The following is a 26,213-nucleotide window of genomic DNA, read 5'->3' as shown; positions in this document are numbered from 1 at the left end:
AAGTTTCAGGCCGGATCCCCACGGGGGAAAGGTCCTAACTTTTTATGCGGGGAATACTATGAAATTAAGTCAGCGTATTATTATCATCATTTCTTTGATCATCACGGCCACCTTCAGTCAGGCCGCCGAAACCGTAAAAATCGCCTCCATATTTGCAAAAACCGGTAAAGCCGCGGCGGGCAATCTGAGTGCAATTACAGGGGTAAGATTTGCCGTTCGCCAACTGAACCAGCAGGGCGGGCTCCTGGGCAAAACGGTGGAAATCATCGAATATGACAATCACAGCACCTCGCTCCACTCAAAAAAGGCGGCCCAGAAAGCCGCAGAAGCAGGGGTTGCCGCCGTGTTCGGAGCCAATTGGAGTTCCCATTCAATGGCCATGGCACCGGTGCTACAGGCCGCCCGCATCCCCATGCTGGCCATTTACTCGACCAATCCGGCGGTCACCCGGGCAGGTGATTTTATATTCAGGGTCTGTTTCATCGACTCTTTCCAGGGAAGAATCATGTCCAATTTTGCCTTTCGGGACCTCAAGGCCCGGACCGCTGCGGTACTCATCAATGCCAGCCAGAAGTACAGCGAAGGCCTGGCAGATTTTTTTATCAGGGACTTTCAGGCAAAAGGCGGAAAAATACTATTCAAAGCCGATTATCTTCACGATGCAACGGATTATTCTCCCCCACTCGAAGCCATTGTCACCCTTAAACCGGATGTGGTTTTTGTTCCAGGCAACATTGTGGATTCTGCACTAATCATTAAACAGGCCAGGGATATGGGCCTGGAGATTCCTTTTCTCGGCGGAGACGGGTGGGGCACGTCCATGTATGATCATGCCGGGGCTGCACTTCATGGGGCATATTTTACCGTCCATTGGCATGAAGAAAACCAGGCGCCCCAAAGCCGGCATTTTGTAACAGAGTATTACCGGAATTTCAAAAAGCCGCCTGTGGATTCAGGTACAGCCCTGGCCTTTGATGCGGTTTTCCTTTTTGCCGATGCCGTCAAAAGGGCCGGTTCCATTGAACCGGAAAAGGTCCGCCCAGCCCTTGCAGCCACCCGGGACTTTAACGGGATTACGGGAAAAATCGCTTTTAATGAAGGCCGGGATCCGGTTAAGTCTGCCATAATACTAAAATTTGACGACGGAAAAACCCGTTACGTTAAAACGGTTCAGCCATAATTTCGGAGCGCCCAATGGCTTTTACTTTAAGGCATAAGGTCAACGGGGCAATTATCATCACCTTTGCCCTGATCGCCTTTGTATATACCTTTATTTTTCTGGCCCAGCAAAAACACCGGGGGGACGCCGCCCTCAGAGATGTAGAAACCCTGCTGGAGGCCCTGGTTGAAAGGGATACGGAAGAACTGGCCAATGAGATCTTTGACCACCGGTTTAAGGCCATTGCCATCCGGATCGACGAAATGCGGAAAGTCCGGGGCATTCAAGGCATCAGCATTTTTGATCATACAGGGAAACTGCTGGTATCCAACGGAAACGAACTGATCCGGCAGGATATCGGCCCCAAAGAAAAAACTGAGATTACCAGGGCCCACCTGATCCGGGAAGAGACCTGGCAACAACGGGGCGCACTGCTCTTTTTAAAGGAAATCCGCTTCCTGGGTGAACACTTGGGATATATACGGATCCACTACTCCCTGGAGGAAATGGAAAATGACCGCAGACTCTCCCATTTCCTTTACGCCGGCCTGCTGCTGACCATCTTTTTCCTCATGCTCATCGTACTGAACTGGATTCTTTCAAGGGCCATCCTCCACCCCATCACCTATCTGGAAGATGCCACCCGCAACATCGTCCAGGGGGATCTTGAAAAGACCATCGACATGAAGCGACGGGACGAACTGGGAAACCTGGCCCAGAGCTTTGAAACAATGAGGGATGCCGTCAAGGAAAAAATCTCAGACCTCAAACGGATCACCAGTATCATTGAATCCACCAGCGACCTGGTTTCCATTGCCACCCCGGATAAGGCCATTTTATATATGAACCGGGCGGGCAGGCAGATGATGGGATGGTATTTAAACGTTTCCCTTAAGGACAGGTATCTGATGGATCTTCATCCTGAAGACGCCTTTGGGGAAATTGAAACAAATGGACTGCCCACTGCCGTTGACAGGGGAACCTGGGAGGGGGAGTCCCTGCTGCTCAGGTCCGACGGAACAAAAATCCCGGTATCCCTGGTGCTCATTTCCCACACAGATAACCAGGGCCGCCTTGAATATATTTCCGCCATCATGCGGGATATTTCACAGACCAAGGCGGCGGAAAACGAACTCCGCTATCTTCGCAACTACCTGGGCCATATCATCGACTCCATGCCCTCGATCCTGGTAGGGGTTGACAGGGACGGCCGGGTAACCCAATGGAACCAGGCCGCCCAGAAGGCAACCGGCCTCAGTGCGGCCCAGAGTCTGGGGATGAAGCTGGACAAGGTTCTGCCCGATATGGGCAAGGAGATGGAAAAAGTCATGGAGGCCATTCAGTTCAGATCCCTTCAGTTCAGCGCCAAGGTTCCCAGAAAAACAGGCGACCAGATCCGGTACGAGGATGTAACCATATACCCCCTGGAAAGGGAGGGAATGGAAGGCGCGGTGATCCGCATAGACGATGTCACCGATAAAGTCCATTTTGAAGAGATGATGATCCAGGGGGAAAAGATGCTCTCCGTCGGCGGGCTGGCCGCCGGCATGGCCCATGAGATCAACAACCCCCTGGCAGGCATCATACAGACGGCCAGTGTCATGGGCAACCGCCTGGCCCTAAAAAAATCCATACCCGCCAATATAAAGGCTGCAGAAAATGCGGGGACAACCGTGGATGCCATATCCCGGTACATGGAAGCCAGACAGATCCCAAAATTCCTTGATGCCATTAATGAATCCGGCCTGCGGATTGCTTCCATTGTCGGAAACATGCTCAACTTCTCAAGAAAAAGCGATACCTCTTTCTCAACCCAAGATCCCGTTGATCTCATGGATAAGGTGCTTGAACTGGCCGCCACCGACTTTGACCTGAAAAAACACTTTGACTTTAAATCCATTGAGATTATCAGGCAATATGAAACCGATTTACCCGATGTGATGTGTGAAGGCAGCAAAATCCAGCAGGTGCTACTGAATCTTTTAAGCAACGGCGCCCACGCCATGTCCGCCACACCTGATCCGAAATTCACCATCAGGATCGGACTGGACGCATCAGGGATGCTGAAAATGGAAGTTGAGGATAACGGGCCCGGCATGGAAGAAAACATCCGTAAAAGAATCTTTGAACCCTTTTTCACCACAAAACCGGTGGGGATCGGCACCGGCCTCGGGCTTGCTGTTTCCTATTTTATCATCACCGAACATCATAATGGGAAAATGGAGGTGGTTTCAAAACCCGGAGAAGGGAGCAATTTCATCATACATCTCCCCCTGGAACAAGGATAGAAAAGCACCCAGGCCAGGACCGGCAGAACCTGGCAGAATGCCGGCGTTAGTCCCGGGAACCTGTCGCCAGGGCAGCCCTGCAAATCGAACGGACCCGGTCACAGGCCAGGGGGAAGTCCCACTTGGCCTTGTCCCTCTCCCCGACCCGGTTGGAGGCGGCCCGGATCTCCACCATGGGGACGCCGAAACAAAGGGCACAATGGGCGGCGGCGGCCCCTTCCATGGATTCCATCAAGGGCCGAAACCGGCCGTAAAGCGCTGCGGCACTTTCCCGTCCTTCTGTGATGGCTGAAACCGTCAGAAAAGCACCGGTATCAATCCTGGGGAGAGGAGCCGATTCAAATTCCAGGCTCTCCGCCATCCTTGCCTGCCAGCGCCCGACCCGTTCAGGGTCAAACCCGTAGATGCCCCGGCCCGTCTCCGGATAACCGGGAACCAGTTCAAAGGGAAGGGGGGAGCGTGACAGGGGCTCATTGCCCACACCGGTGTGGATATAGTGTTCCCTGGCGGCAAGGGCAATATCACCGTTTTTCAGGCCCGCCCCTTCAAAGGCCCCTGCGATGCCCGTGTCAAGGATGAGGGCCGGGGTATGATTCTCCAGGTAGCCCCCCAGGCCCAGGGCGGTGTTGAATACGCCGGGACCGGTAACCAGACAGTGCCATTGGGATGTCATGTAAAGGCATCCCCCGGATTTAACCCTTGTCTTTTGGGCGTGGGGAAATTCCTTTAAAAAGGCGGCCACCTCAAATTCAGTAGCGCATAGGATGAGAAGCCCGGGACTCAGCATATCAGGCCCGTGAACCGCCACGTCAATTGCTGAGACGGTGGTGAATGGCCCGCAAGGCCATATGGTAACCGAAATGGCCGAAACCGGTAAGCTGGCCTTCAGCAATATCTGCGATCAGGGATTTGTGGCGGAAGGGCTCCCGCTTGTGGATATTTGAAAGGTGGACCTCAATGATGGGACAGGAGAGTAACAGCAAGGCGTCCCTCAGGGCCACCGACGTATGGGTGAAGGCGCCGGGATTGATGATCACCCCGGCGGGGTCTTGTTCAAAGATTTTGTGGATATGGTCTAAGAGCCTTCCCTCGTGGTTGGATTGAAAGAAACAAAGTTCAATGCCCAGTTCACCGGCCAGTTCACCGAGATCCCGGTTGATATCACCCAGGCTCAGGCTGCCGTAGACCTCAGGTTCCCGTTTACCCAGCATGTTCAGGTTGGGACCGTTGATGACATGGACCAGGGGAAGATTTAGCGTTGTCATATCCGTACTCACCTAATTTTTAAACGTCCCGGCCGGCGAACCGGCCGGGCGACGGTTTATTTAAACGACACTGTTTGCAGCGGCCTCGAACCCCAGTTCAAACGCCTTGAGGTTCATGTCCAGGAAAGCGGGCTTGGTTCTCCGGCGTATGGCTTCGATGACGCTCTCCTTGGAAAAGCCCAGGGCATTGGTCTGGATCAGGGCACCCAAGAGCACGATGTTCACGCTCATGGGGCTGCCCGCTTCCTTGGCCAGTGCCATGGCGTCAATGGCCACCAGGCCGGCGGTCTTCTCTTTCAGGACCCGCTTGATCTCTTCCACCTCTGGATAGGCCCCCTTTCCGATGCCAACGGTAAAGGGCGGCAGGGTGGCCGTGTTGGTAACAACCTTTGTGTCGGCGGAGCATCTGCCGATGGCCCGAAGGGTTTCGGCCGGCTCAAATCCCAGCAGGATATCCGCCTCACCGTCGGAAATAATGGAGCTTGTGGCATTCCCGAATACAATGGCCGATTCCACGACCCCGCCCCGCTGGGCCATGCCGTGGATCTCACTCATCCTTACCTCCACGCCTTCGATGAGGGCGGCTTCGCCCAGGACCTTGGATGCCAGAAGATTGCCCTGTCCGCCCACTGCTACAATAATCAGTCTTGTTGTTTTCATTTAGCTTATCTCCTATTGTTTCAGGGGCCGGATGGCATTGTCGGGGCAGATCTGGGCACAGAGGGCACAGCCCACACAGGTGTTGGCGTCTATCTTCACCCGCCCCGCTTCAATGTAGAAGGAGGGACAGGCAATGCCGTTGATGCATTCCTTGTGGTCCGTACACTTGTCAGTGACTTCAAAAGGACGGACTTTTTTCAGCTTCATGCTCTTGGCCCAGAGGATGCAGGGCTCTTTGGAAATGATGACGGACACCCCGTCAAAGGCCAGGGCTTCTCGGATGGTTTCCATGCTCTTTTTGACCTTAAAGGGCTTGATCACGGAGACATGCTCCACCCCTAGTGCCCGAACCAGCTGTTCAATGTCCACACGGCCGTAGCCGGGCATGCCCATCTGCTCCATGTCCACGCCGGGATGGGGCTGGTGGCCGGTCATGGCCGTGATTCCGTTTTCCAGAATCACCAGGGTGAAATTATGTTTATTGAACACCGCATTGACCAGCCCGGTGATGCCGGAATGGAAGAACGTGGAGTCCCCGATAAAGGAAACCACCTTCTGGTCCGTGGCCCGGCCGAAGCCGCAGGAGGAACTCACCGAAGAGCCCATGCAGATGACAAAATCGCCGGTGGACAGGGGCGGCATGAATCCCAGGGTATAGCAACCGATGTCATTGGGACAGATGATATCCATGCCCTCAGCCGCCTTCTGTACCGCGTAGAAGGTTGCCCGATGGGAACAACCGGAGCAGAGATTCGGGGGGCGGTTGGCGATTTCAGGTATATCAGAGGTGTCAATTTTATTTACCGGGGTATAATCAAAACCGAAAAAGGCAGCGATTTTTTCCCGGACCATGGCCGGGTCATACTCATAAAGCCGGGAAAAAAGGTCCGCGGATTTTCCCTGGATGGGAATGGTGATGCCGGCTTCCTGGGCAAAGGCTTTGACCGCCTCTTCCATAAAGGGTTCCCCCTCTTCAACCACCAATACCTTTTCACAGTCTTTAAGGAAATCCTTGATCAGACCGGCGGGCATGGGATTGGTGAATCCCAGCCTCAGAATCCGGGTTTTATCTTCAATCCCCAGGTCCTTTACGGCATCTTCGGCATAGTGGAAACTCACCCCGTTGGCAATTATTCCTAAGGGCCCGTCGCCCTGGACAAAATTGAAATCCGATTTTTCAGCCAACCCGGTGGCAGAATCCAGCCGTTCAAGGAGCTTGACATGGAGCCCCCGGGAGACGGCGGGCACGGTGACGCAGCGCATGGGATCTTTTTCAAACCGCCCACGGGTCTTTCGTTCCTTCATCTCGCCGAAGGCCACAAAGGCATTGGAGTGGTTGATCCTTGTGGTGGTCCTCAGGATCACCGGCTGTTTCAGGCTTTCGGACAACTCAAAAGCCTCTTTGATCATCTCCTTGGCCTCGGCCACGGATGAGGGCTCCAGCATGGGGAACCCGCCGAATTTGGCATAGTAACGGTTGTCCTGTTCGTTCTGGCTGGAAAACATGGCCGGATCATCGGCGGTGAGGATGACCATGCCGGCGGTGACGCCCACGTAGGAAAGGGTCATCAAAGGATCCGCCGCCACGTTCAGGCCCACATGCTTCATCATGCAAAAGGTTCTCAGACCGGAATTGGCTGCGGCCGCCGCCACTTCAAGGGCCACCTTCTCGTTGGTGCTGTATTCGAAATAGAGATCCGACTCCTTTGACATCTGAAAAAGATTCAGGGAAATTTCAGAGGAAGGGGTGCCCGGATAGGTGGTGGCAAATGCCACGCCGGCTTCTACGGCCCCCCTTGCAATGGCTTCGTTGCCCAGAAGCATGATCTTCTCGCCCGGGCTGTCCTTTAACAATTTATGCATGTGCGCTCCTTATTGGCTGGTCTGCGTTGGGTGTCCCGCAGCTTAGGCGTATAATTTTTCTGCATGGGCCAGGGAAGAGGCATAGCCCCTGAATCCCTCAGTCTCTTCGCATGAATTGACGGAACTGGAAGCAAAAAACCCTTCCACCATGGTTTTGTCCCCCAGGCGGATCAGCCCCATGAACAGCACCGGCACGATGCTGATGCCGTTTTTACCTGCTTCCACGCTGAACTCCAGGGGCGTTTCGGTCTGGTACACGGCATAGAGGTTGTTCTGTACCGGCATGAGCTGGACAATTTCAGGGTGGTCGTGATGATGATGGTGATGTGAATGATCACTGCAATGGTTACACATGATCCTTGCCTTTCAATCTTAATAGTTAAATTTTCTTAATCTTTTAAATTCAAACTCTAAATCTAAAATAAAATCAAAGGGGATTGCAAGAAAAAAGCGGATTAGGCCAGCAAAGTTTCCAACTCGCCTTTGGAGAACCGGTAGACGGAGTTGCAGTGGTGGCACCGGGTTTCAAGGGGGAAGGGGCCGTTCTGACGGATATCTTTCCGGTCATCCTCGGCCAGTCCCTGCAGGTAGCCTTCCATACGCTCCTTATTGCACCGGCAGTAAAATTCCACCCGGTTGCTGTCCAGGAACCGGGGGCCAAGGTCCTTGAACGCCTTTTTTATTACGGATTCCGGTGTCTGTTCCTCGGCAAAGGCCTGGCCCAGTAAATCAACGGACTGAATCAACCGCTCGGCCTCGGCCACCTTGTCCGGATCCACCCCGGGCAGGGCCTGGAGAAAAATTCCCCCGGCGCCGATAACCTTTTCATTCTCATCAAAGGCGATGGAAAGCTTGAATCCCGTGGGGATCTGTTCGGACTGGAGGAAGTATTCTGCCAGGTCTTCGGCAATGGAGCCGTGGACCAGGGCGATCTGGCCCGAATAGGGGACACTGGCATCATCCAGATATTTGGTTACGGTGATAAAGCCCGCACCGTATAGGGATGAAAGACGTTTGACCTGCTCGGGTTTCTTAACTTCAATGGGATTTGCCTTTAGATAGCCACGGACCTCTCCAAAGGTATTGGCTTCAACGTCCAGGCCCTTGACGGGACCGGAGCATTGAATGTTCACAGACACCCGGGAATTGCCCTTCAGGCCGGAACACACCAATATGCCGGCAATATACGCCTGGCCCAGAATCAGGGTTTCAAGGGGGCCGAGTCCGTGGTTGGCCTGCATTTCCCTGACCATACGGGTGGCATGGACCACCGCCCCTTTTATCTGGTCATCGGCCATCATAAACCGGTGAAGCCGGTCCTTGGCGGAAGCTTTGAACTGGGCCTTTACATCATGATCGAATATATCTTTTTTTATCATTTTCTTTCTCAAATTTCGGTTTCTTAAATTTCAGGTGCCGATCTATTATAAGTGCTTAAATCCAAATGTAAACCTTGGGAAGGGCAAAGAATCGGTCCATGAAAATCATCCCGGCGCCTGAAATCATCTTAGTCTTTGCCAGCAGGCCAGAAACCCAAATTCAGATAATGCAGGTACTTGTAAAGCGATCCCTGTTTCACTTTTTTTAATTCTGCAGAGAATTTGTCAACCAAAGTTCGGTTTACACGCGCTTTATTGAAAATGATAAACAGACAATCCGTTTTTATAGGGGGGGATAGAAACGGTATGATTTTGTCATCCAGCCCCAGTGTCCGGGAAATGTAACGCCCGTTCCCCAATTCAGCCACAATAAAATCCACCCGCCCGGCATTTAATTTTCTAAAATTCATCTCATCATTCACGACTTCGTGATAAAGCCCATGCTTTTTGACAAAAGACCAGAATTCAGGGGTATAGCTATATCCCCTTACCACACCAATTCTTTTCCCCATAAAATCGTCAAAGGAGTTGAATTTTAAATGATCTTGCTTCCGGCCCCATACCACCCAGGAGGAACAGATGATGGGCTCCTTGGCATAGAAAGCGAAAGCGGTTCTCTCCATGGTGAAATTGGCTGAAAAAAGGGCATCGGCCCGACTTTTTTCCAGCATGACCATCGCCCGTTTCCAAGGATAGGCGGAAATCGTCCCAATATCGATTTTCATTTCGTCGAAAACCATTTTGACAACTTCTGTGCTGAACCCGGTGACGTGTCCGTTTTCAAGAATCTGATAAGGCGGCCATTCATCGCATATGACCTTTAGGGTTGCGCATTCTCCCATACTCAGAACCATCAGCAGGAAGCAGAGGCACAGGCCGATGCCCTTAAAATAGGCATTGGTGATTTTCTTTTCAGCCACTTGTAATAAAAATGAGGAATGATAGAGCGGCAATCGTCTTTGCTCCTATGGTTCTATTGCTTTAACGGTGTCAGGCTGTTTTTTAAATTGTAATCACCCGTTGCCCAAAAAAGCAACCGTAAAGATTATACCTTCCTGTAAAAGAGGTCACGGCATCCCATCTTTCCGCTCAAAATTCCGATATTGAACCGCTTCCAGAATATGGGCCCTCAGGATCCTGGCCTCGTGGGCCAGGTCTGCAATGGTCCGGGCAACTTTTAATATTGAGGCCCAGGCCCTGGCCGACAGGTTAAGTCGGTCTACGGCCCGGCGCAGGATGGTTTCTGAGTCCGGTTCAAGGCCGCAATATTCCCGTATCTGTTCCGGTCCCATCTGGGCGTTACTGTAACAGGGGGCTGTCCTGTTGAATCTTTTCTGCTGGAGTTCCCTTGCGGCCACCACCCGTTCCCTGATCGCGGCGGAGGATTCTTCAGGGTCCATCCGGGTCAATTCATCATAGGAAAGCCGGGGCACTTCCACCTGGATATCCATCCGGTCCAAAAGGGGGCCGGAGACTTTTGAGCGGTACCTCCGGATCTGGGCCGGGGTGCAGGTACAGGCGGCGGCCGGGTTGGTGAAATTGCCGCAGATACAGGGATTCATTGCGCCGACCAGCATAAACCGGCAGGGATAAGTGGCCTTGGCCTTGGCCCGGGCCAGGGTGATCCGTCCCTCTTCAAGGGGCTGCCGCAGCACCTCCAGGGCGTTGCGCCGGAATTCAGGCAGCTCATCCAGAAAAAGCACCCCGTTGTGGGCCAGGCTGATTTCCCCGGGGACCGGGCCTGTTCCGCCGCCCACAAGCCCCGCATCGGAAATGGAATGGTGGGGAGAGCGGAAAGGCCGCTCCATGAGGGCACGGCCCGGTTCCGCACCGGTGATGGAATAAATCCGGGCGGTTTCCATGGCTTCTTCAAAGGTGGGCAGGGGCAGGATGCCGGGCAGGCATTTGGCCATCATGCTCTTGCCCGATCCGGCAGGGCCGTCCATCAGGATGTGGTGATTGCCTGCGGCGCCCACTTCCAGGGCCCGCTTTACATGGGCCTGGCCCCGGACATGGGCGAAATCCGCTGCCGGACCCTCCCAATGCGCCGGAGATAGACCGCCCGGCTCCGGGACTGCCGGCACGATCGGTGTCCGGCCTGCAAGGAATTCCACCACCTGGGAAAGATGGGATACCCCCATCACCTCAATATCCTTGACCAGGGCGGCTTCAGCTCCGTTTTCCTCGGGCAGGATTATCCCTTTAAACCCGTTGTCCCTTGCCGCCAGTGCAAAGGGGAGGGCCGCCTTCACCGGCTTCAGGCGCCCGTCCAGGGACAGCTCTCCGGCCATGATCCAATTCTCTGAGGCCTGCTGGCTAAAAAGCCCCGAGGCGCAGAGGATGCCCAGGGCCACGGGCAGGTCCAGCCCGGTGCCTTCTTTTTTAACATCCGCGGGGGCCAGGTTGACCACCACACGGTCCATGGGAAAAGAGTATCCCGCATTCTGGACGGCGGATCTCACCCGTTCACGACTCTCCCGCACCGCCGTTTCAGCCAGGCCGACCATCTGGAACACAGGCATGCCAAAGGAGATATCCACCTCCACTTCCACCACAATGGCGTCGATGCCCCGGACGGCGGAGGAATACATTTTTGAGATCATGTTTCACCTAAAAAGGTAGAAGATAACTGCTTTAATCTAAACCGAAACTTATCAGAAATGACTCACTTTTTATCTACCAGAAATTCCTAGCAAACCAAAGATTTTTCTCATTTGTTTTGCGTTGTATATTAAAATCAGATATATATACCCCACTTTTTGAATACGCTTTTGTGGAACAAAAATAAATATAATGACTGAATTTTATAACCAGCGCACCATAGCAACCAATGTGGCCCTCTCCGGCACAGGAGTCCACTCCGGGAAAAAAAACAATCTCACCATTAAACCGGCCCGGGAAAACCACGGCATCAAATTCCGGCGGGTGGACCAGCCCGGTACCCAGGACATTCCGGCATTGTTCAAGCTGGTGGTGGACACCAGCCTGGCAACGGTGCTGGGGACCAGCGACGGTACCATTGTCTCCACCATTGAACACCTCATGGCAAGTTTTGCCGGCCTCGGCATCGACAATGCCCTGGTGGAAATGGACGACTATGAAATGCCCATCATGGACGGATCGGCCTGGGAGTTTACCCAGGCCCTGTCCGCCGCAGGCATTGTGGAGCAATCCCTTCCCAAACATTTCATCATTATAAAAAAGCCCATTGAGGTCACAGACGGCGATAAATTTGTCAAAATCCTTCCAGAGCCCTGTTTTAAGATTTCCTGTTCCATTGATTTCGACCACCCCCTCATCGGTTTTCAGGAGCTGGTATTCGACCGGGCCAAAAATAATTTTGAGGCGGAAATCAGCCGTGCGCGCACATTCGGCTTCATTAAAGACATCGAAATGCTCAAAAGATTCAGCCTGGGCAAGGGGGGAAGTCTTGACAACGCCATTATTATCGACAATGATAAAATTTTGAACGAAGGCGGACTACGGTACCGGGATGAATTTGTCCGGCACAAAATTCTGGACAGCCTGGGTGATTTTTCTCTGCTGGGAATGCCCATCCAGGGACATATCATCACACACAAATCCGGCCACACCCTGAACCACTTGTTCATAAAAAAATTCCTTGATGAAAAAGAGGCCTGGGAAACAGGCCCTGCAAAACGAAGCTGATTATATGACTATGCTAGTGAAGGGCGGGATCAAAAAATACTATATTCTCCTGGTTGCCGTTATCTGCTTCAACATGATGACTCCCGGGCGCATTTTTGCGGACATCAATCCGGTATTGTCCAATATCAAGCTGGCCAACACCCGGGACGATCTGCTGACCTATTTTGAAGTGGAAAACGCCTTCAAGGAAAAAACCGTTGAAGCCGTTAAAAACGGTATTCCCACCACTTTCAATTTCTATGTGAGCCTGTATAAAACAACAAGCTCCCTCTTTGATAAAAAAATTGCAGATGTTCAGATACAGTCCACCGTCAAGTACAACTCGCTGAAAGAGGAATACACCGTAACCCGGCCCTGGAAAAAAGAGGCTCCGCTGATCACCAAATCCTTTGAAGAAGCCAAAACCTGGATGACAGAGGTGGATAACCTCAAGGTCATCCCCCTGGCCCAAATTGTCAAAGGGGATAAATACCAGATCAGAATCAAGGCGGAACTTGAAAAGGTCACCCTGCCCCTCTCCCTTCACTACATTCTATTTTTCGTCTCTTTCTGGGATTTTGAAACCGACTGGTACGTGATCAACTTCACCTATTAACCTGGTTTACCCTATATTACACATATTGCCCAATAATTTCCGGGCCATAATTAGAGCACAACAACCCTAAGCATGATGACCGACCAGGCACAGCAAATAAGACAGGACAAGTCCAAGCGCAAAAAAGAAGGGATCCTTATCCTGGCAATCCTGCTGGTGGTCTGCGCCCTCACTGTGGTGGAGACCCGGATCACCCCCTTCGGGACGGATTTTCCGCTGTCCTCCACCGTGCTGATGTTCACCCTGATCAACATCAACCTGCTTCTGCTGCTGAGCCTGCTGCTTTTGGTCTTCCGGAACCTGGCCAAGCTTTACTATGAAAAGAAAAACAATATCCTGGGCTCCAAGATCAAGACCCGGCTGACCTTTGCCTTCATTGTCCTGGCCCTGCTGCCCACCACCGTGCTCTTTATCTTTTCCATCCAGTTTATTTCCACCTCCATTGCCTTCTGGTTCAATGCCCCGGTGGAAAAAACCCTGGACGCCTCCCTGGCTGTGGGGCAGAAACTCTATGAATATATTGAGGATAAAAACGCCTTCTTTGCCAAACGCGGCGCCTTTCAGATAGATTCCCGGGATCTTCTTGCCCCGGAGAATCAGGAAAAACTGACCCGGTACACCCAGGTAATCCAGCGGGCCTTCAACCGGAACGCCGTTGAGGTCTACACCCCGGACGCAAAACGGGTGAGCCTCTCCCTGGCCAATGAACTGGAGGCCATGTATTTCGGACTGCTCACCACCACGGACCTGACCCGGATTCCGGACGGTAAAACCAGCAGCACGGTATACCAGACCATTGAGGGCGGAGAATTTCTCCGGACGGTATCCGCCATTCCCTTTGGAGCGCCCCCCGCCGAAGCCAAGGGATTCATCGTGATCACCACCCTGGTCTCCCCGGACCTGTCGGAAAACCTCAAGTCCATCCTAAAGGGAGTGGAGGAGTACCAGCAGCTCAAGCTGACCAAGAAACCGGCTCAGATTTCCTACTATATCGCCCTGTCCATTGTGGCCCTCCTGGTGGTGTTCTGCGCCATCTGGTTCGGATTCCAGATTGCAAAATCCATTACCATTCCCATCATGAAATTTGCAGAAGGCACCCAGCGCATCACCGACGGCGACCTGGAATACCAGATTGATTTTAAAACCGATGACGAGATCGGCACCCTCATCCACTCCTTTAACTCCATGACCCGGCAGCTGGCCGCCGGACGTGAACAGATTGCCCTGTCCGGGGAAATGCTCAAGCAACAGAACACAGAGCTGGAAAAAAGCCGGCAATACATTGAAATTGTACTTAAAAATATCTCCGCCGGTGTTATCTCCATTGACAACCGCGGCGTGATCACCACCATCAACAAAGCCGCCGAATCCATGCTGGATGTGGACAGCGCGAACATTCTGAATAAAAATTTCAAGGAGGTTCTTTCCGACGACTACCTTAAGCTGGCGGACAAGATTTACGACCAGGCCTCCCAGGGGGCAAGGGTCATTGAGGTGCCGGTATCGGCCTCGGTATCCGGGGTGCCCAAACACTTTTCCCTCCACTACACCACCCTCATGGACGACGCGGGACACAACCTGGGGGCGGTGATGGTATTCGACGATGTCACCGAACTTGAAAAGGCCCAGCGCATGGTGGCCTGGCGGGAGGTGGCACGGCGCATCGCCCACGAGGTAAAGAACCCGCTGACCCCCATCAAGCTGTCGGCCCAGCGCCTCAAACGCAAATACGGCAAAGAGATCAACGATGAGATATTCACCGGCTGCGCCGATACCATTGTGGAGCATGTGGACCTGATCCGGAACCTGGTCAACCAGTTCTCCGCCTTTGCCAAATTTCCGGACACCAGCTTTGCCTCGGCCCGTATTGACAATATCATTCTGGAAACCATCGCCCTGTACCGGGAGGGGCTGCCCGACGTGGACATCCAGACCCGGTTCGGGGAAGATATCCCCACCCTGAAGCTGGACCACCAGCACATGAAGCAGGCCTTTATCAACCTCATTGACAATGCGGTCTACGCCATGAACAAAAAGGGCTGTATTGTCATAGACCTCTCCTTTGACGGGATCCTCAAAATCGTCCGCATTGAAATAGCCGATACGGGCAAGGGCATTTCGGACAAGGAAAAAACAAAACTATTCGAACCCTATTTTTCAACCAAGAAATCCGGCATGGGACTGGGCCTTGCCATTGTAAATTCCATCATCTCCGACCACAACGGGGTCATCAGGGTTCAGGACAACCAGCCCAGGGGAGCCAAGTTCATCATTGAGCTCCCGGTATAAGCATTATGAAAGGACAAAATTATGTACCCGGCAGTCTTAATCGTTGACGACGAAACCACCATCATCGACTCCCTGGAAGGAATTCTTTCCGATGACGGCTTCGAGGTCATGCATGCCTATAACGGATATGAGGCCCTGAAAAAAATAGAAACCCATTCCCCGGACATCGTGCTTCTGGATATCTGGATGCCGGGCATGGACGGCATCGACACCCTCAAAGAGATCAAAAAAAACTATCCCAACCTGCCCGTGGTCATGATCACCGGCCACGGTTCCATTGAATCCGCCGTGGACGCCACCAAATCCGGGGCATTTGATTTCCTTGAAAAACCCCTGTCCATCGACAAGGTCATGGTCACCATCAACAATGCCCTGAATTTCAGAAAACTGGAAGAAGAGAACACCTACCTGCGCAAAAAGGCCATCGAAAAGAATTCCATCACCGGCACCAGCCCTGCCGTACAGAAGCTTTACGGGGAAGTCATGGCGGCCGCCCCCACCGACGCCTCCATCCTGATTTCCGGGGAAAACGGCACGGGAAAGGAGATGGTGGCCCGGACCATCCACCAGTTCAGCGCCCGGCCCGAAGGGCCTTTTATCATCATCAACTGCGCCGCCATTCCCGAAGAACATCTGGAATCCGAACTTTTCGGCCATGAAAAAGGGGCCTTTGACCAGGCCACCTCAAAAAACAAGGGTAAATTTGAACTGGCCTCCGGCGGCACCCTCTTCCTGGACGAGATTGGGGACATGAACATCAACACCCAGGCAAAAATGCTCCGCGCCCTGGAATCAAAGACCTTCCAGCGCATCGGATCCAGCCGGACCATCAAGATGGATGTCCGGTTGATCACCTCCTCCAACAAAGACCTGGAAGAGGAAATCAAAAGGGGCAGTTTCCGGGAAGACCTCTTTTACCGCCTCAACGTGGTCCCCATCCAGGTGCCGGCCCTGAGGGACCGCAAGGAGGATATCCCCATGCTGGTGGATGTATTCTTAAAAAAGCTGGCAGATAAATCCTCATCCAAACCGAAAAAAATTTCCCAGGGAGCGCTGGAACTGCTGGACCAATACCATTGGCAGGGCAATGTCAGGGAGTTGAAAAACCTCATGGAACGCCTCCACATCATGGTGCAAACCGACACCATTAAAAAAGAGGACATTCCCCAGCCCTACAATCCGGAGGCCACCGGAGGAGGCCAGGCAGAGCGGCGCTGGATGTACACCATGGACAGCCTGGATGAGGCCCGCACCGCCTTTGAGCATGACTACATCCGCCATAAGGTAAAAGAAGAAAAAGGGGATGTGGCGGCAGCGGCCAAACGGATGGGTACCAGCGTGGCTTTCATCAATAAGCGGCTGGACAAATAATGAGAATCATCAGCGGCGACTGCCGGGGCAGAAAGCTGACCCAGATCCAGGGCCGGGACATTCGGCCCACCCCCGACCGGGTCCGGGAAGCCCTGTTCAACATCATCGGTCCCGCCATCCGGGGGCAGCGGGTATTGGACCTCTTTGCAGGCACCGGCGCCTTCGGACTTGAAGCCCTGAGCCGGGGCGCCGAAGCAGCGGTCTTCATAGACGGTGCCCAGTCCTCCTGCGAGGTCATCAAAAAAAATATCCAACTCTGCCGGATGGAAGAGCGGTCGACCCTTCTCTGCCACGACCTTTCGGCCCGCCCCCTGCCAGCCGGCCTGGACGCCTTTGACCTGATTTTCATGGATCCCCCATACAATAAGGGCCTGCCCGAACAGGTGCTGGCCAAGGAAGGCTTCATAAACCTGCTGGCCCCCAGCGGTATTGTCATCGTTGAACAGGATTTTAAGGAAAGCCTCGCCCTTCCCCTGAAGTCCCTTGACATTTACCGCCAAAAAAAATACTCAAAGACACTTGTTTCATTTTTGCGGGAATCCGACAACTAACCCAAGAGGATGCACATGGCTGAAAAAAAACAGAGAATTGCAATCTATCCCGGCTCCTTTGACCCCCTGACCAACGGCCATCTTGACGTGCTGAAACGCGCCCAGGACATCTTTGACCTTGTGATCATCGCCGTGCTCCACAACCCGGGGAAAAAATCACTATTTTCCAAAGAAGAGCGGGTAACTATGATACGGGAGAGCCTCAACGGAAATCCCCAGGTCCAGGTAGACACCTTTGACGGCCTGCTGGTGGAATACGCCAGGATGAAAAATGCCGTGGCCGTGATCCGTGGCATGCGGGCCATCTCCGATTTCGAAAGTGAATTCCAGATGGCCCTGATGAACCGGAAGCTGAACAAGGATGTCCAGTCGGTATTCCTCATGACAGGCTTGCGGTGGATATTTACCTCATCTTCCATCATCAAGGAAGCGGCCCAGTTCGGCGGAGACATTTCAGACATGGTGCCGGAACCGGTGAAGCTCAAACTCATGGAAAAATTCCCCAAGCTGAGACCGGACAATTAAGTCCCCGCACCTAATTCTATATTTATAAGGATCTTTGACCGCCCATGGATTTATGGCAGCTTCACATATTTGTATCCGTCGTTGAAAACAAAAGTTTTTCCAAGGCCTCCGAGGCCATCAACCTTTCCCAGCCAACGGTGTCCACCCACATCAAAGAACTGGAAGAACATTTCCAGTGCCGGCTGCTGGACCGGCTGGGAAAGGTGACAGAACCCACCCGGGCCGGACTGATCCTCTACGACTACGCCAAACGGCTGCTTGACCTGCGGGAAGAGACCCAGTCGGCCATGCTGGATTTTTTGGGGCAGACCAAGGGCAAACTCATCATGGGCGGCTCCACCATTCCGGCGGGATATATTTTCCCAAGGCTGATGGGGGCATTCAAACAGCTATATCCGGATGTATCCATTTCCCTGACGGCCGGAGACACCGGCCAGATCACCCGGGCCGTCAAACAGGGGGAACTGGAACTGGGCATTGTCGGTGCAAAGACCCAGGACCCTGGCCTGGAACAGGAAAAGCTGATTCAGGACGAGATGAAGCTCATTGTGCCGGCGGGCCATAAATGGGCCGGCAGGGAATCCGTGCCCTGTTCAGATCTCCTCAGCCAGCCTTTCATCGCCAGGGAAAGGGGCTCCGGCACCTGGAAATCCATTCTTAAAAGCCTTGGGGATGCCGGATTCGATGCCAAGGCACTGGTCCCCAATGTGACCATGGGCAATTCCGTTTCCGTAATCCAGGGAATCATCAGCGGGGTGGGGATTTCCATTCTTTCCACCATTGCCGTGGCAGAGGAGCTGCGGACCGGCCGCCTCTTTTCCCTCAGCGTTGAAGGCCTGGACCTGACCCGGTATTTTTACCTGACCCTGTCCAAAAAGCGGAGCCGCTCGCCCATCTGCCAGAAATTTATTGAATTCGCAAAGAAGACGATTTAGTCGGCAACAAATAAATTCAAGGTATCGATGAACTCGGGGTCTTCTTCATCGATAATCCGAATCAGTTCTTTGTGGATCCGCGTTTTTAATTCCCTGAAAATCCCCCTCTTTTTAGTAAAGCTGGCGGCATAGGCCAGGGCATCTGCCATCAGTTCTTCCTGATTCTCGCAGGCCTTGACAAGTACATTGGAGACCTCAAGGTCCGGTGCGGTCATGCGCTGGCCTGACAGCAGCATCTGGTTGAACCGGTATTCGGGAATGGCCTTGCGGACAAACCCGATCATCCCCGGCAGAAAGGGAATGCTCACATCCACTTCGGGAAAGCAAAAAAATCCGCGATCCTTTTTCATAAACCTGAAATCGCAGGCACAGGAGAGAATGGCGCCGTTGCCGAAGGCATGGCCGTTAATGGCGGCGATCACCGGCACAGGAAAAAGCAGAAGCCGCTTAAACACGCCGTTCATGCCGTACATGAAGCGCTTCACCGCCTCATTCTCCCCGGCGGCCAGCTTGCCGCCGATCCATTCCACATCAATGCCCTGGGAGAAGTTCTTTTCATCGGTTGAGGTCAGCACCGCCGCCTGGATGTCGGCGTCGCCTTCCACCTGGTCCAGGCAAAGGGTCATGGCCTCGGCAAAGGCCCGGTTCATGCGGTTGGCACCGTTGCACATCTCGATGACGGCGATATTGTCCTGCTTTCTCCATCTTACCACTGACATAATTCTCTCCTGATATTGGATTACAATTTATGCAAGTTAACAACGTTATCGAACGATAAATGAAATCCACCTCCATTTCAAGGGCTAAAACTTCATTGACAACAGGTTTGTTTTCTGACAAGCTCCCCCTTATTATAGATACCCTGGTATCACTTGATTTCAAATTTGCATTCAGACCGGATTGCAGACCCGGCGGACTCTCATGAGGGATGACTGGAGCCGGGTTCAATCATTATGCCAAGGAAGACGCCATGATTTTAGGATTAGATGTCGGCGGCACCCACACGGATGCTGTTCTCCTCAGCAGCTCAGGGATTCAAGAACGCGTAAAAGTACCCACTGATCCTGACGACCTCTTCAAAAGCGTCCTTTCAGGATTTTCTGCGCTTCTGAAGCACACGGACCCGGAACAGGTCCGGCGGGTGGTCATATCCACCACCCTGACCACCAATGCCATCGTCCAGAAAACCATGGCGCCGGTGGGCATGATCGTGTCCGCAGGTCCGGGTATTGACCCGGAACACTTCAGGACCGGGAGGCATTACTATGCCGTGGGCGGCTCCATCAATCACCGGGGGCGTGAAAAGGCACCGGTGAATGAAATGGAAATCCAGGATATCGCCAGGGTCATGCAAAAGGCCGGCATCGAATACGTGGGCGTGGTCAGCAAATTCTGTGTACGAAACCCCTCCCACGAAATCCTGATCAAACGGATTCTGAACAAATATTTTAAAAAAGTCTTCCTGGGCCATCATGTGTCGGGCAATCTCAACTTCCCCCGGCGCATTGCGACCACCCACCTGAATGCATCGGTTTTTTCCCTGCACAAGAATTTTTTCCAGGCCGTAGAAAAATCTTTGGAAGAAATGGGCATCACCGTGCCCATCCAGATCCTCAAGGCAGACGGGGGAACCATGACCCTGTCCGCCTCAATGATTTTCCCGGCCCAGACCGTTCTGTCGGGACCGGCCGCCTCCATCATGGGGGCCATTCCCCATGCCCCGGCCGGGCAGGACGCCATTGTCCTGGACATCGGCGGCACCACCACGGATATTGCCTTTCTTGTGGACAAAACCCCGCTGCTGGAGCCCGTGGGCATCCGGCGGGGGCAGTATAAAAGTTTGATCCGCTCCCTCAGGACCGATTCCAAGGGCATCGGCGGGGATTCAGCCCTGCGGGTAAATGACGGGAAGCTGACCATCGGCCCCGACCGCCTGGGACCGGCCATGGCCTTCGGCGGCCCCGGCCCCACCCCCACGGATGCCCTGGTGGTCCTGGGACTCATGGATGAGGGGGACAAGGACAAGGCCCGCGAAGGAATCCGTCAGATCGCTGCCCAATTGTCCATGGACGACAGGGAAGCAGCCGACCACATCTTTAGATCCTGCTGCAATATCATTTTGAAAAAAACCTTTGAAATGATCGACCGGCTCAATTCCAAACCCGTGTACACGGTCCACGACTTTTTGGAGGGTTACAAGCTGAGCCCGGCAAAAATACTGCTTCTGGGCGGACCGGCCCGTTTTTTTGCAGAAAAAATCGAAGATATGTACAAAATAGACACACTGGCCGTACCCGAATCCTCGGTGGCCAATGCCATTGGTGCGGCCCTGGCCCGGACCACCTGCGAAGTGTCACTCAACGCCGACACGGAACAGGGCATTGTCACGGCCCATGAAGAAGATTTTGCAGAGCCCATTTCCAAAACCTTTTCCGAGGACGAACTTGTGGAGACCGCCTATACCCTGCTCAAGGAAAAGGCGGAAAACGCCGGTGCCGACCCGGATAATATCGACGAGGTGGAAGTGGTGGAATTCCAGGAGTTCAACATTGTCCGGAATTTCTCCCCCAGAGGAAAGATATTCAGGACAAAAATGCAGTTGAAACCCGGCCTGATCAAGGGCTATGAATCGGTACTCAGCACAAACGGCTGATACAAGACAACGAGGCGACCATGCTAAAATCATCTCACAAAACCGGGCTTGTATTTTTTCCTGCATTTGACTGGGCCATCGACCCCACCCATCCGGAACGGGAGGAGCGCCTGCTGTATACCCAGGACCAGGTCACCGAAGAAGGGATTTTCGACATCCAGGGCATTGTGGAATACAAGCCCGATCTGGTGACCCCGGAGGACATCCAGCGCACCCATTTTTGTGTGCCCGACGAACGGACCGTGACCACGGAGTCCCACCTTATTTCAGCCGGTGGCGCCAAGGCCATTGCCAATGCCGTGATGAACAAGGAAGTTAAAAACGGATTTGCCCTGGTCCGCCCCCCCGGACACCACTCCATGCGGGTCTCCCATGGCGGACGGGGGTTCTGCCACATCAATATTGAGGCGGTGATGGTGGAGTACATCCGGTCCAAATTCGGACTCAAGCGCATCGCCGTAGTTGATACGGACTGCCACCACGGTGACGGCACCAATGATATTTTCTGGCATGACCCGGATGTGCTGTTCATCTCCCTGCACCAGGACGGCCGGACCATGTATCCGGGCACGGGTTTCCCGGGCGAACTGGGCGGCCCCAATGCCAAGGGCTCAAACCTGAACATCCCCCTGCCCCCGGGCACCTCCACCGAAGGCTACCTCTATGTGATTAAAAACTGTGTCCTTCCGGTGCTGGAGGAATTCAAGCCCGATATTATCGTCAATTCCGCCGGACAGGACAACCATTACACCGACCCTTTAACCAACATGAATTTTTCCGCCCAGGGCTATGCCCAGCTCACCTCCATGCTCAAGCCGGACATTGCCGTACTGGAAGGGGGCTATTCCATTGAAGGCGCCCTGCCCTACGTCAACCTTGGAATCATTCTGGCCATGGCCGGCCTGGACTATTCAGGCGTAATAGAACCCGATTACAACCCCGACCGCCTTAAGCAGTCCGTGAGCCTCACCGACAAGATCAAAAAAACCACGGACCAGATCATGGGCTACTGGAACCAGCGGGATCAGATGCGGGAAGCCGCCGGAACCCCGGGCGACATCCTCATCCGCCACCGGGAGGTATTCTACGACACCGACAACATCTTTGAACGGCAAAAGGAGAAAATCCGGATCTGCAGGGATTGCGGCGGCAGTTTTGAGGTGGATTCCAAGGCCACCCCGGGCCACCACATCCTGGGGGTCCATATCCCCATCAACGCCTGTGACGCCTGCAAGGAAAAGGCCTATGAGTTCTACGACAAGGCCGATAAAACCAAATACCACAAAATCTACCTCCAGGACCGGCCAAAGGATTATTATGAGGTGAAGCAATAGGGGCTATCGGTAAAACCAAATAAACACCGGGGCGGGCAGGCCGGAAGGCGGCTGTCACTTTTTTATAGAGGGCCGAATTCCGCTGCACGAAAATCCGTTAAACTCGTCCTTCGTCCTCAGACAAGACGGATTTTTTCGTTCCGCTCCATAAGGCCCCCTAAGAAAAAAGCAACCCAATGCCGCTTTCCGGCCTGTCCGCCCCTCAGTGCTGAATTTCTGCAATTGATATCAATATTTTTTTGCGAAACCCAAGGCGGTGGTGCCACCGCTCAGGCGGGACCGGGCTGTCCGAGCCATCAGATTGCAAATTTAGTTGCAAATTTAGAGCCGGTAAAAAATTGATTAATCAGGCCACCCGTCATATACATGGAAACCAAGCATTATATGAACCATATAGCAATAAAATTAAAAAATCTAAAAACACGCTCCCTTGTGCTTCATTATACAAGGGATTTTTTCATGTCCAACGGCTATCTGGAGGTGGAAACCCCTATCCGGTGTCCCTCGGTCATCCCCGAAGGCCATATTGATCCTTTGATGTCGGAAGGCTTTTTTCTCCAGGCATCGCCGGAGTTGTGCATGAAGCGCCTCCTGGCCGCCGGGGCCGATAAAATTTTCCAGATCTGCAAATGTTTCAGAAAAGGGGAACGGGGGGAACGCCACCTGCCGGAACTGACCATGCTGGAATGGTACGCGGCAGGGGACACCTATGAAGACCTTATGGACCAGTGCCAGGGGCTGATCCGGCATATTGCCCAGGCCTTAGACATGGGCAATAAACTTGATTACCAGGGCCGGCAGATCCGGCTGGATTGCCCCTTTGAGAAACTCTCCGTCCACCAGGCCTTTGAAACCCACGCCGGGATATCTGCGGACAAGGCCCTGGAAACCGGCCGCTTTGATGAAATCATCAGCTTTGACATCGAACCCCACCTGGGTAACGAGCGCCCCTGCATCCTATACGATTATCCCGCGCCCCTGGCCTCCCTGGCCCGGCTCCACCCGGGCAACCCCAATCTGGCCCAGCGGTTCGAGCTTTATGTGGCCGGCATTGAATTGGCCAACGGATTCACCGAACTGACAACCCCCGAGATACAAAGAAAGCGGTTTAAAGAAGAGAACCGTACCCGGACCCGGGCGGGGCACCCTGCCCTGCCCATGCCTGAAAAATTTTTGGCCGACCTGGACCGCATGCCCGATGCCGCCGGCATTGCCCTGGGGATGGACCGGCTGGCCATGTTATTCTGCAATGCCCACGCCATTGACGAGGTCACCGCCTTCACCCCTGAAAACCTGTAGAAAAGCATTGACCTTCCTCCTAGGGGAAAGGTTATGATCCTGCCTTGCTGATATTGACCCGTTGAAAGGAGTAAAAAGGGTGAGTGAAAAAGGCATGGCAGACCGGTTTCTCAGATATGTCATTCCGTCTATGATGTCCATGGTCCTGGTGGGCATGTACAGCATCGCAGACGGCTATTTTTTATGCCAGGCCATGGGGGACGACGGCCTCACCGCCATCAACCTGGCCTGGCCCCTGCTGGCGCTGATGACAGCCATCGGCACGGGCATCGGAACCGGGGGCGCCATCATCATGTCCATCAGAGACGGCGCCGGGGACGGCAAAGGGGCCCTTGGAGCAAAGTCAGCCACCCTTACGCTGCTGTTTCTGGCCTCCCTCATCCTCATGCCCCTCTACTATTTCCTCATTGACGATATACTCCCCTTGCTGGGGGCCCGGGGCAATATCTACGACTATTGCTACAACTACATGCGGGTCATCACCCTGGGGACATTTTTCCAGGTCCTTGGGGCCGGGGTCATCCCCCTGATCAAAAACATCGGCATGCCTGTATATTCCATGGTCATGATGACAACGGGCATGGTGCTCAATATCATTCTGGACGCCTGGTTCATGCTGGGGCTGGGCATGGGTCTTGAAGGCCTTGCCCTGGCCACCTGCATTGCCCAGACCCTGGTAGCGGCCATGGCCGTGGTCCCTCTGTACCGATCACGCATGGCCTGGCATGCCATGGACAGAAGAACCAGCCTGGAAATCACCAAAATCGGTCTTTCCCCCTTCGGGTTGACCATTGCCCCGGCCCTGGTTCAGATGTTCACCAACTTCCAATGCCTCCACTACGGTGGGAATTCGGCAGTGGCCGTCTATACGGTCATGGCATACGCCGCCTATTTTGTATACAGTATCATGCAGGGGCTTGCCGACGGGATCCAGCCCCTGGTGTCCCACTGCACCGGTGCAAAAGACAGGGCAAGTGTTGACATGGTTTTGAAAAAGGCTTTCGCCCTGGGCCTGGGCCTCAGCGCCCTTTTCGCCGCCGCCTTTTACCTGGCCCGTTATGAATTCCCCATTTTCTACGGCATGTCCCATGAAGGAGCGGAAAAATGCATCAACGCCATGGTGGCCGTGGCAATCTCCGCCCCTTTTGTGGTGGTGGCCCGGGTCATGTCGGCCTATTTCTACGCCATGGACGATGGAAAAAATGCATCCATTCTGGTATACGCCGATCCCTTTGTGTTCACCCCCCTCTTTCTGGTTGCCCTGCCCCTGGGCATGGGCATCGAGGGGATATGGGCCGCTTACCCCGCCACCCAGATGACCTTGTCCCTATTGGCACTGGGCCTTAAAAAAAGACGGGCCAACAAGTTGAAAATGGGCATCAGCCATGTGCCGGCTTAACCGGAAAAATACTGCCATGTCGCAATCCACACCGGCATGATAAGGATACAGGCCAAATATTGAAGCAGCATCATGGTGCTGACGGTCTGAACATCCCCTCCGTAATTTTTCACGATGAGGATAAGATTGGTGGCCGGCGGCGAAGCCCCCTGCACCATTAGCATGCTGCAGGCCAAGGGCATGGACAGGTCCAGGCCGGACCAGTAGAGTACGGCAAACACAACGCCGGGCACCAGGATAAATTTCACCAGAAATACAACCATAATATCACCGGCCGGCGGCCATTGTTTCATGGAAATGGCCCCCATGGTGGCTCCCAGGACAAAGACGGCCACCGGCACTGTGGCCTGGCCCAGAAGATCCACGGCCGAAATCACCGGGCCGGGAATATGGCCGGCCAGGCCGGAAAAAACCAGGGCCACTGAAATAAATATGGCCGCCAGGGGCGGTGAAAAGAAATCACCCATCCGGATCCGGCTCTCCCGGCCGCCGGAGAGCATCACCTTTCCCAGGCTCCACATCAGGGGATTCAACCCCAATACAAGCAAAAAACAATAGAGGGCAAACTGGTCAAACTGCTCCGGAAACAGAATCTGGCCGATGGGCAGGGGGATATAGATGCCGTTCTGCATGGAGGACAGCACCATCAGCGGCCGTTTTTGGGGTTTGAACCGAAAAAACCATCCGCTGAAAAAAAGGCCGGCCAGAATCATGCCCACCCCGGCCAGGGGCAGTATCCACCAGTTTTCAAATTGTTCAGGATGGAATCCGGCCACTGTCTTGGCTATAATCAGGCTAGGCAGAAACACGTTGACCGTCACACCGGAAAGGGCCTGGACCTGGAGCGGGGAGATCATCTGGCGCCGGATCATGATCCCTGCGGCCAGTGAAATCAAAAACAATTGAAATACGGCGCTGAACACCGTCATACCGGTTTGTATAAACATGCTTGCCCTGCCTTGGAATTTGAGGTATCTGC

The 26,213-nt window shown here is 53.7% G+C and carries 23 protein-coding genes; 13 read left to right on the top strand and 10 right to left on the bottom strand.

All coding sequences use genetic code 11. The annotated features are described in order from the left end of the window. Positions 1 to 58 precede the first annotated feature (58 nt). Together HUN04_21495 and HUN04_21490 are read left to right on the top strand one after the other, a co-directional pair. A complete protein-coding gene (locus HUN04_21495; protein ID WDP92151.1) occupies positions 59 to 1,180 on the top strand; it encodes an ABC transporter substrate-binding protein in 1,122 nt (373 codons plus the stop codon). A gap of 14 nt (positions 1,181 to 1,194) precedes the next feature. Beyond that, the gene (locus tag HUN04_21490) at positions 1,195 to 3,447 is read left to right on the top strand and encodes a PAS domain S-box protein (GenBank protein WDP92150.1); all 2,253 of its coding nucleotides are present in this window, start codon (positions 1,195 to 1,197) and stop codon (positions 3,445 to 3,447) included. Between the two features lie 46 nt (positions 3,448 to 3,493). On the opposite strand, the gene mqnB is transcribed toward HUN04_21490, so the two are convergent. The 8 genes from mqnB to HUN04_21450 all read right to left on the bottom strand — a co-directional run bounded on the left by mqnB (position 3,494) and on the right by HUN04_21450 (position 11,217). Beyond that, entirely contained in the window at positions 3,494 to 4,234 is a 741-nt protein-coding gene (gene mqnB, locus HUN04_21485; protein WDP92149.1) for a futalosine hydrolase, read from the bottom strand. A gap of 22 nt (positions 4,235 to 4,256) precedes the next feature. Beyond that, positions 4,257 to 4,712 carry a type II 3-dehydroquinate dehydratase gene (gene aroQ / locus HUN04_21480; protein ID WDP92148.1) on the bottom strand — a complete coding sequence of 152 codons (456 nt, stop codon included), beginning with the start codon at positions 4,710 to 4,712 and terminating at the stop codon, positions 4,257 to 4,259. Between the two features lie 60 nt (positions 4,713 to 4,772). After that, positions 4,773 to 5,372 (bottom strand): indolepyruvate oxidoreductase subunit beta, encoded by a 600-nt coding sequence (locus HUN04_21475; protein WDP92147.1) that lies wholly within the window; start codon positions 5,370 to 5,372, stop codon positions 4,773 to 4,775. 12 nt (positions 5,373 to 5,384) lie between these two features. Beyond that, a complete protein-coding gene (iorA, locus tag HUN04_21470) occupies positions 5,385 to 7,235 on the bottom strand; it encodes an indolepyruvate ferredoxin oxidoreductase subunit alpha (GenBank protein ID WDP92146.1) in 1,851 nt (616 codons plus the stop codon). A gap of 42 nt (positions 7,236 to 7,277) precedes the next feature. Further along, positions 7,278 to 7,589, bottom strand: coding sequence for a hypothetical protein (locus HUN04_21465; GenBank protein WDP92145.1), 312 nt, complete (start codon positions 7,587 to 7,589; stop codon positions 7,278 to 7,280). A 101-nt stretch (positions 7,590 to 7,690) separates the two neighbouring features. Then, positions 7,691 to 8,614 (bottom strand): Hsp33 family molecular chaperone HslO, encoded by a 924-nt coding sequence (locus tag HUN04_21460; GenBank protein ID WDP92144.1) that lies wholly within the window; start codon positions 8,612 to 8,614, stop codon positions 7,691 to 7,693. A 128-nt stretch (positions 8,615 to 8,742) separates the two neighbouring features. Continuing rightward, positions 8,743 to 9,567, bottom strand: a complete 825-nt coding sequence (locus HUN04_21455; GenBank protein WDP92143.1) for a transporter substrate-binding domain-containing protein — start codon at positions 9,565 to 9,567, stop codon at positions 8,743 to 8,745. Between the two features lie 114 nt (positions 9,568 to 9,681). Next, the gene (locus tag HUN04_21450) at positions 9,682 to 11,217 is read right to left on the bottom strand and encodes a YifB family Mg chelatase-like AAA ATPase (protein ID WDP92142.1); all 1,536 of its coding nucleotides are present in this window, start codon (positions 11,215 to 11,217) and stop codon (positions 9,682 to 9,684) included. Positions 11,218 to 11,407: 190 nt separating this feature from the next. Between HUN04_21450 and HUN04_21445 the strand changes: the two genes are divergently transcribed. From HUN04_21445 to HUN04_21415, 7 genes are all read left to right on the top strand, one after another. Continuing rightward, entirely contained in the window at positions 11,408 to 12,283 is an 876-nt protein-coding gene (locus HUN04_21445) for a UDP-3-O-acyl-N-acetylglucosamine deacetylase (protein ID WDP92141.1), read from the top strand. Beyond that, on the top strand, positions 12,240 to 12,878 hold the full coding sequence (locus HUN04_21440) for a DUF4390 domain-containing protein (protein ID WDP92140.1): 639 nt from the start codon (positions 12,240 to 12,242) through the stop codon (positions 12,876 to 12,878). Before HUN04_21445 ends, HUN04_21440 begins: the two co-directional genes overlap by 44 nt. 75 nt (positions 12,879 to 12,953) lie before the next feature. Next, positions 12,954 to 15,167, top strand: coding sequence for a HAMP domain-containing protein (locus HUN04_21435; protein WDP93366.1), 2,214 nt, complete (start codon positions 12,954 to 12,956; stop codon positions 15,165 to 15,167). Positions 15,168 to 15,188: 21 nt separating this feature from the next. Further along, positions 15,189 to 16,538, top strand: coding sequence for a sigma-54-dependent Fis family transcriptional regulator (locus tag HUN04_21430; protein ID WDP92139.1), 1,350 nt, complete (start codon positions 15,189 to 15,191; stop codon positions 16,536 to 16,538). Further along, positions 16,538 to 17,089 (top strand): 16S rRNA (guanine(966)-N(2))-methyltransferase RsmD, encoded by a 552-nt coding sequence (gene rsmD / locus HUN04_21425; GenBank protein WDP92138.1) that lies wholly within the window; start codon positions 16,538 to 16,540, stop codon positions 17,087 to 17,089. The genes HUN04_21430 and rsmD overlap by 1 nt, the downstream gene beginning before the upstream one ends. Positions 17,090 to 17,104: 15 nt before the next feature. Then, positions 17,105 to 17,614 carry a pantetheine-phosphate adenylyltransferase gene (gene coaD, locus HUN04_21420; GenBank protein ID WDP92137.1) on the top strand — a complete coding sequence of 170 codons (510 nt, stop codon included), beginning with the start codon at positions 17,105 to 17,107 and terminating at the stop codon, positions 17,612 to 17,614. 44 nt (positions 17,615 to 17,658) lie between these two features. Continuing rightward, a complete protein-coding gene (locus HUN04_21415; GenBank protein ID WDP92136.1) occupies positions 17,659 to 18,549 on the top strand; it encodes a LysR family transcriptional regulator in 891 nt (296 codons plus the stop codon). Here HUN04_21415 and HUN04_21410 read toward each other — a convergent pair. Beyond that, on the bottom strand, positions 18,546 to 19,268 hold the full coding sequence (locus HUN04_21410) for an enoyl-CoA hydratase/isomerase family protein (GenBank protein ID WDP92135.1): 723 nt from the start codon (positions 19,266 to 19,268) through the stop codon (positions 18,546 to 18,548). The genes HUN04_21415 and HUN04_21410 overlap by 4 nt on opposite strands. Positions 19,269 to 19,519: 251 nt before the next feature. On the opposite strand from HUN04_21410, the gene HUN04_21405 reads away from it, so the two are divergent. From HUN04_21405 to HUN04_21390, 4 genes are all read left to right on the top strand, one after another. After that, on the top strand, positions 19,520 to 21,202 hold the full coding sequence (locus HUN04_21405; GenBank protein ID WDP92134.1) for a hydantoinase/oxoprolinase family protein: 1,683 nt from the start codon (positions 19,520 to 19,522) through the stop codon (positions 21,200 to 21,202). Between the two features lie 20 nt (positions 21,203 to 21,222). Then, complete coding sequence (locus tag HUN04_21400; GenBank protein ID WDP92133.1) at positions 21,223 to 22,536, top strand: histone deacetylase; 1,314 nt, start codon at positions 21,223 to 21,225, stop codon at positions 22,534 to 22,536. A gap of 384 nt (positions 22,537 to 22,920) precedes the next feature. After that, positions 22,921 to 23,835: an EF-P lysine aminoacylase GenX gene (gene genX, locus HUN04_21395; protein WDP92132.1), complete on the top strand. Its 915-nt coding sequence runs from the start codon at positions 22,921 to 22,923 to the stop codon at positions 23,833 to 23,835. Positions 23,836 to 23,914: 79 nt separating this feature from the next. After that, positions 23,915 to 25,234, top strand: coding sequence for a hypothetical protein (locus HUN04_21390; GenBank protein ID WDP92131.1), 1,320 nt, complete (start codon positions 23,915 to 23,917; stop codon positions 25,232 to 25,234). Here the strand turns inward: HUN04_21390 and HUN04_21385 are convergent. Beyond that, positions 25,231 to 26,181, bottom strand: a complete 951-nt coding sequence (locus tag HUN04_21385) for an AEC family transporter (protein ID WDP92130.1) — start codon at positions 26,179 to 26,181, stop codon at positions 25,231 to 25,233. The two genes, HUN04_21390 and HUN04_21385, sit on opposite strands and share 4 nt — an antisense overlap. Positions 26,182 to 26,213: the final 32 nt, after the last annotated feature.

The sequence above is a fragment of the Desulfobacter sp. genome (assembly GCA_028768525.1).
Classification (GTDB): domain Bacteria; phylum Desulfobacterota; class Desulfobacteria; order Desulfobacterales; family Desulfobacteraceae; genus Desulfobacter.
The sequence above is the reverse complement of the archived record's forward strand: the minus strand, read 5'-3'. Positions and strand labels throughout refer to the sequence as shown.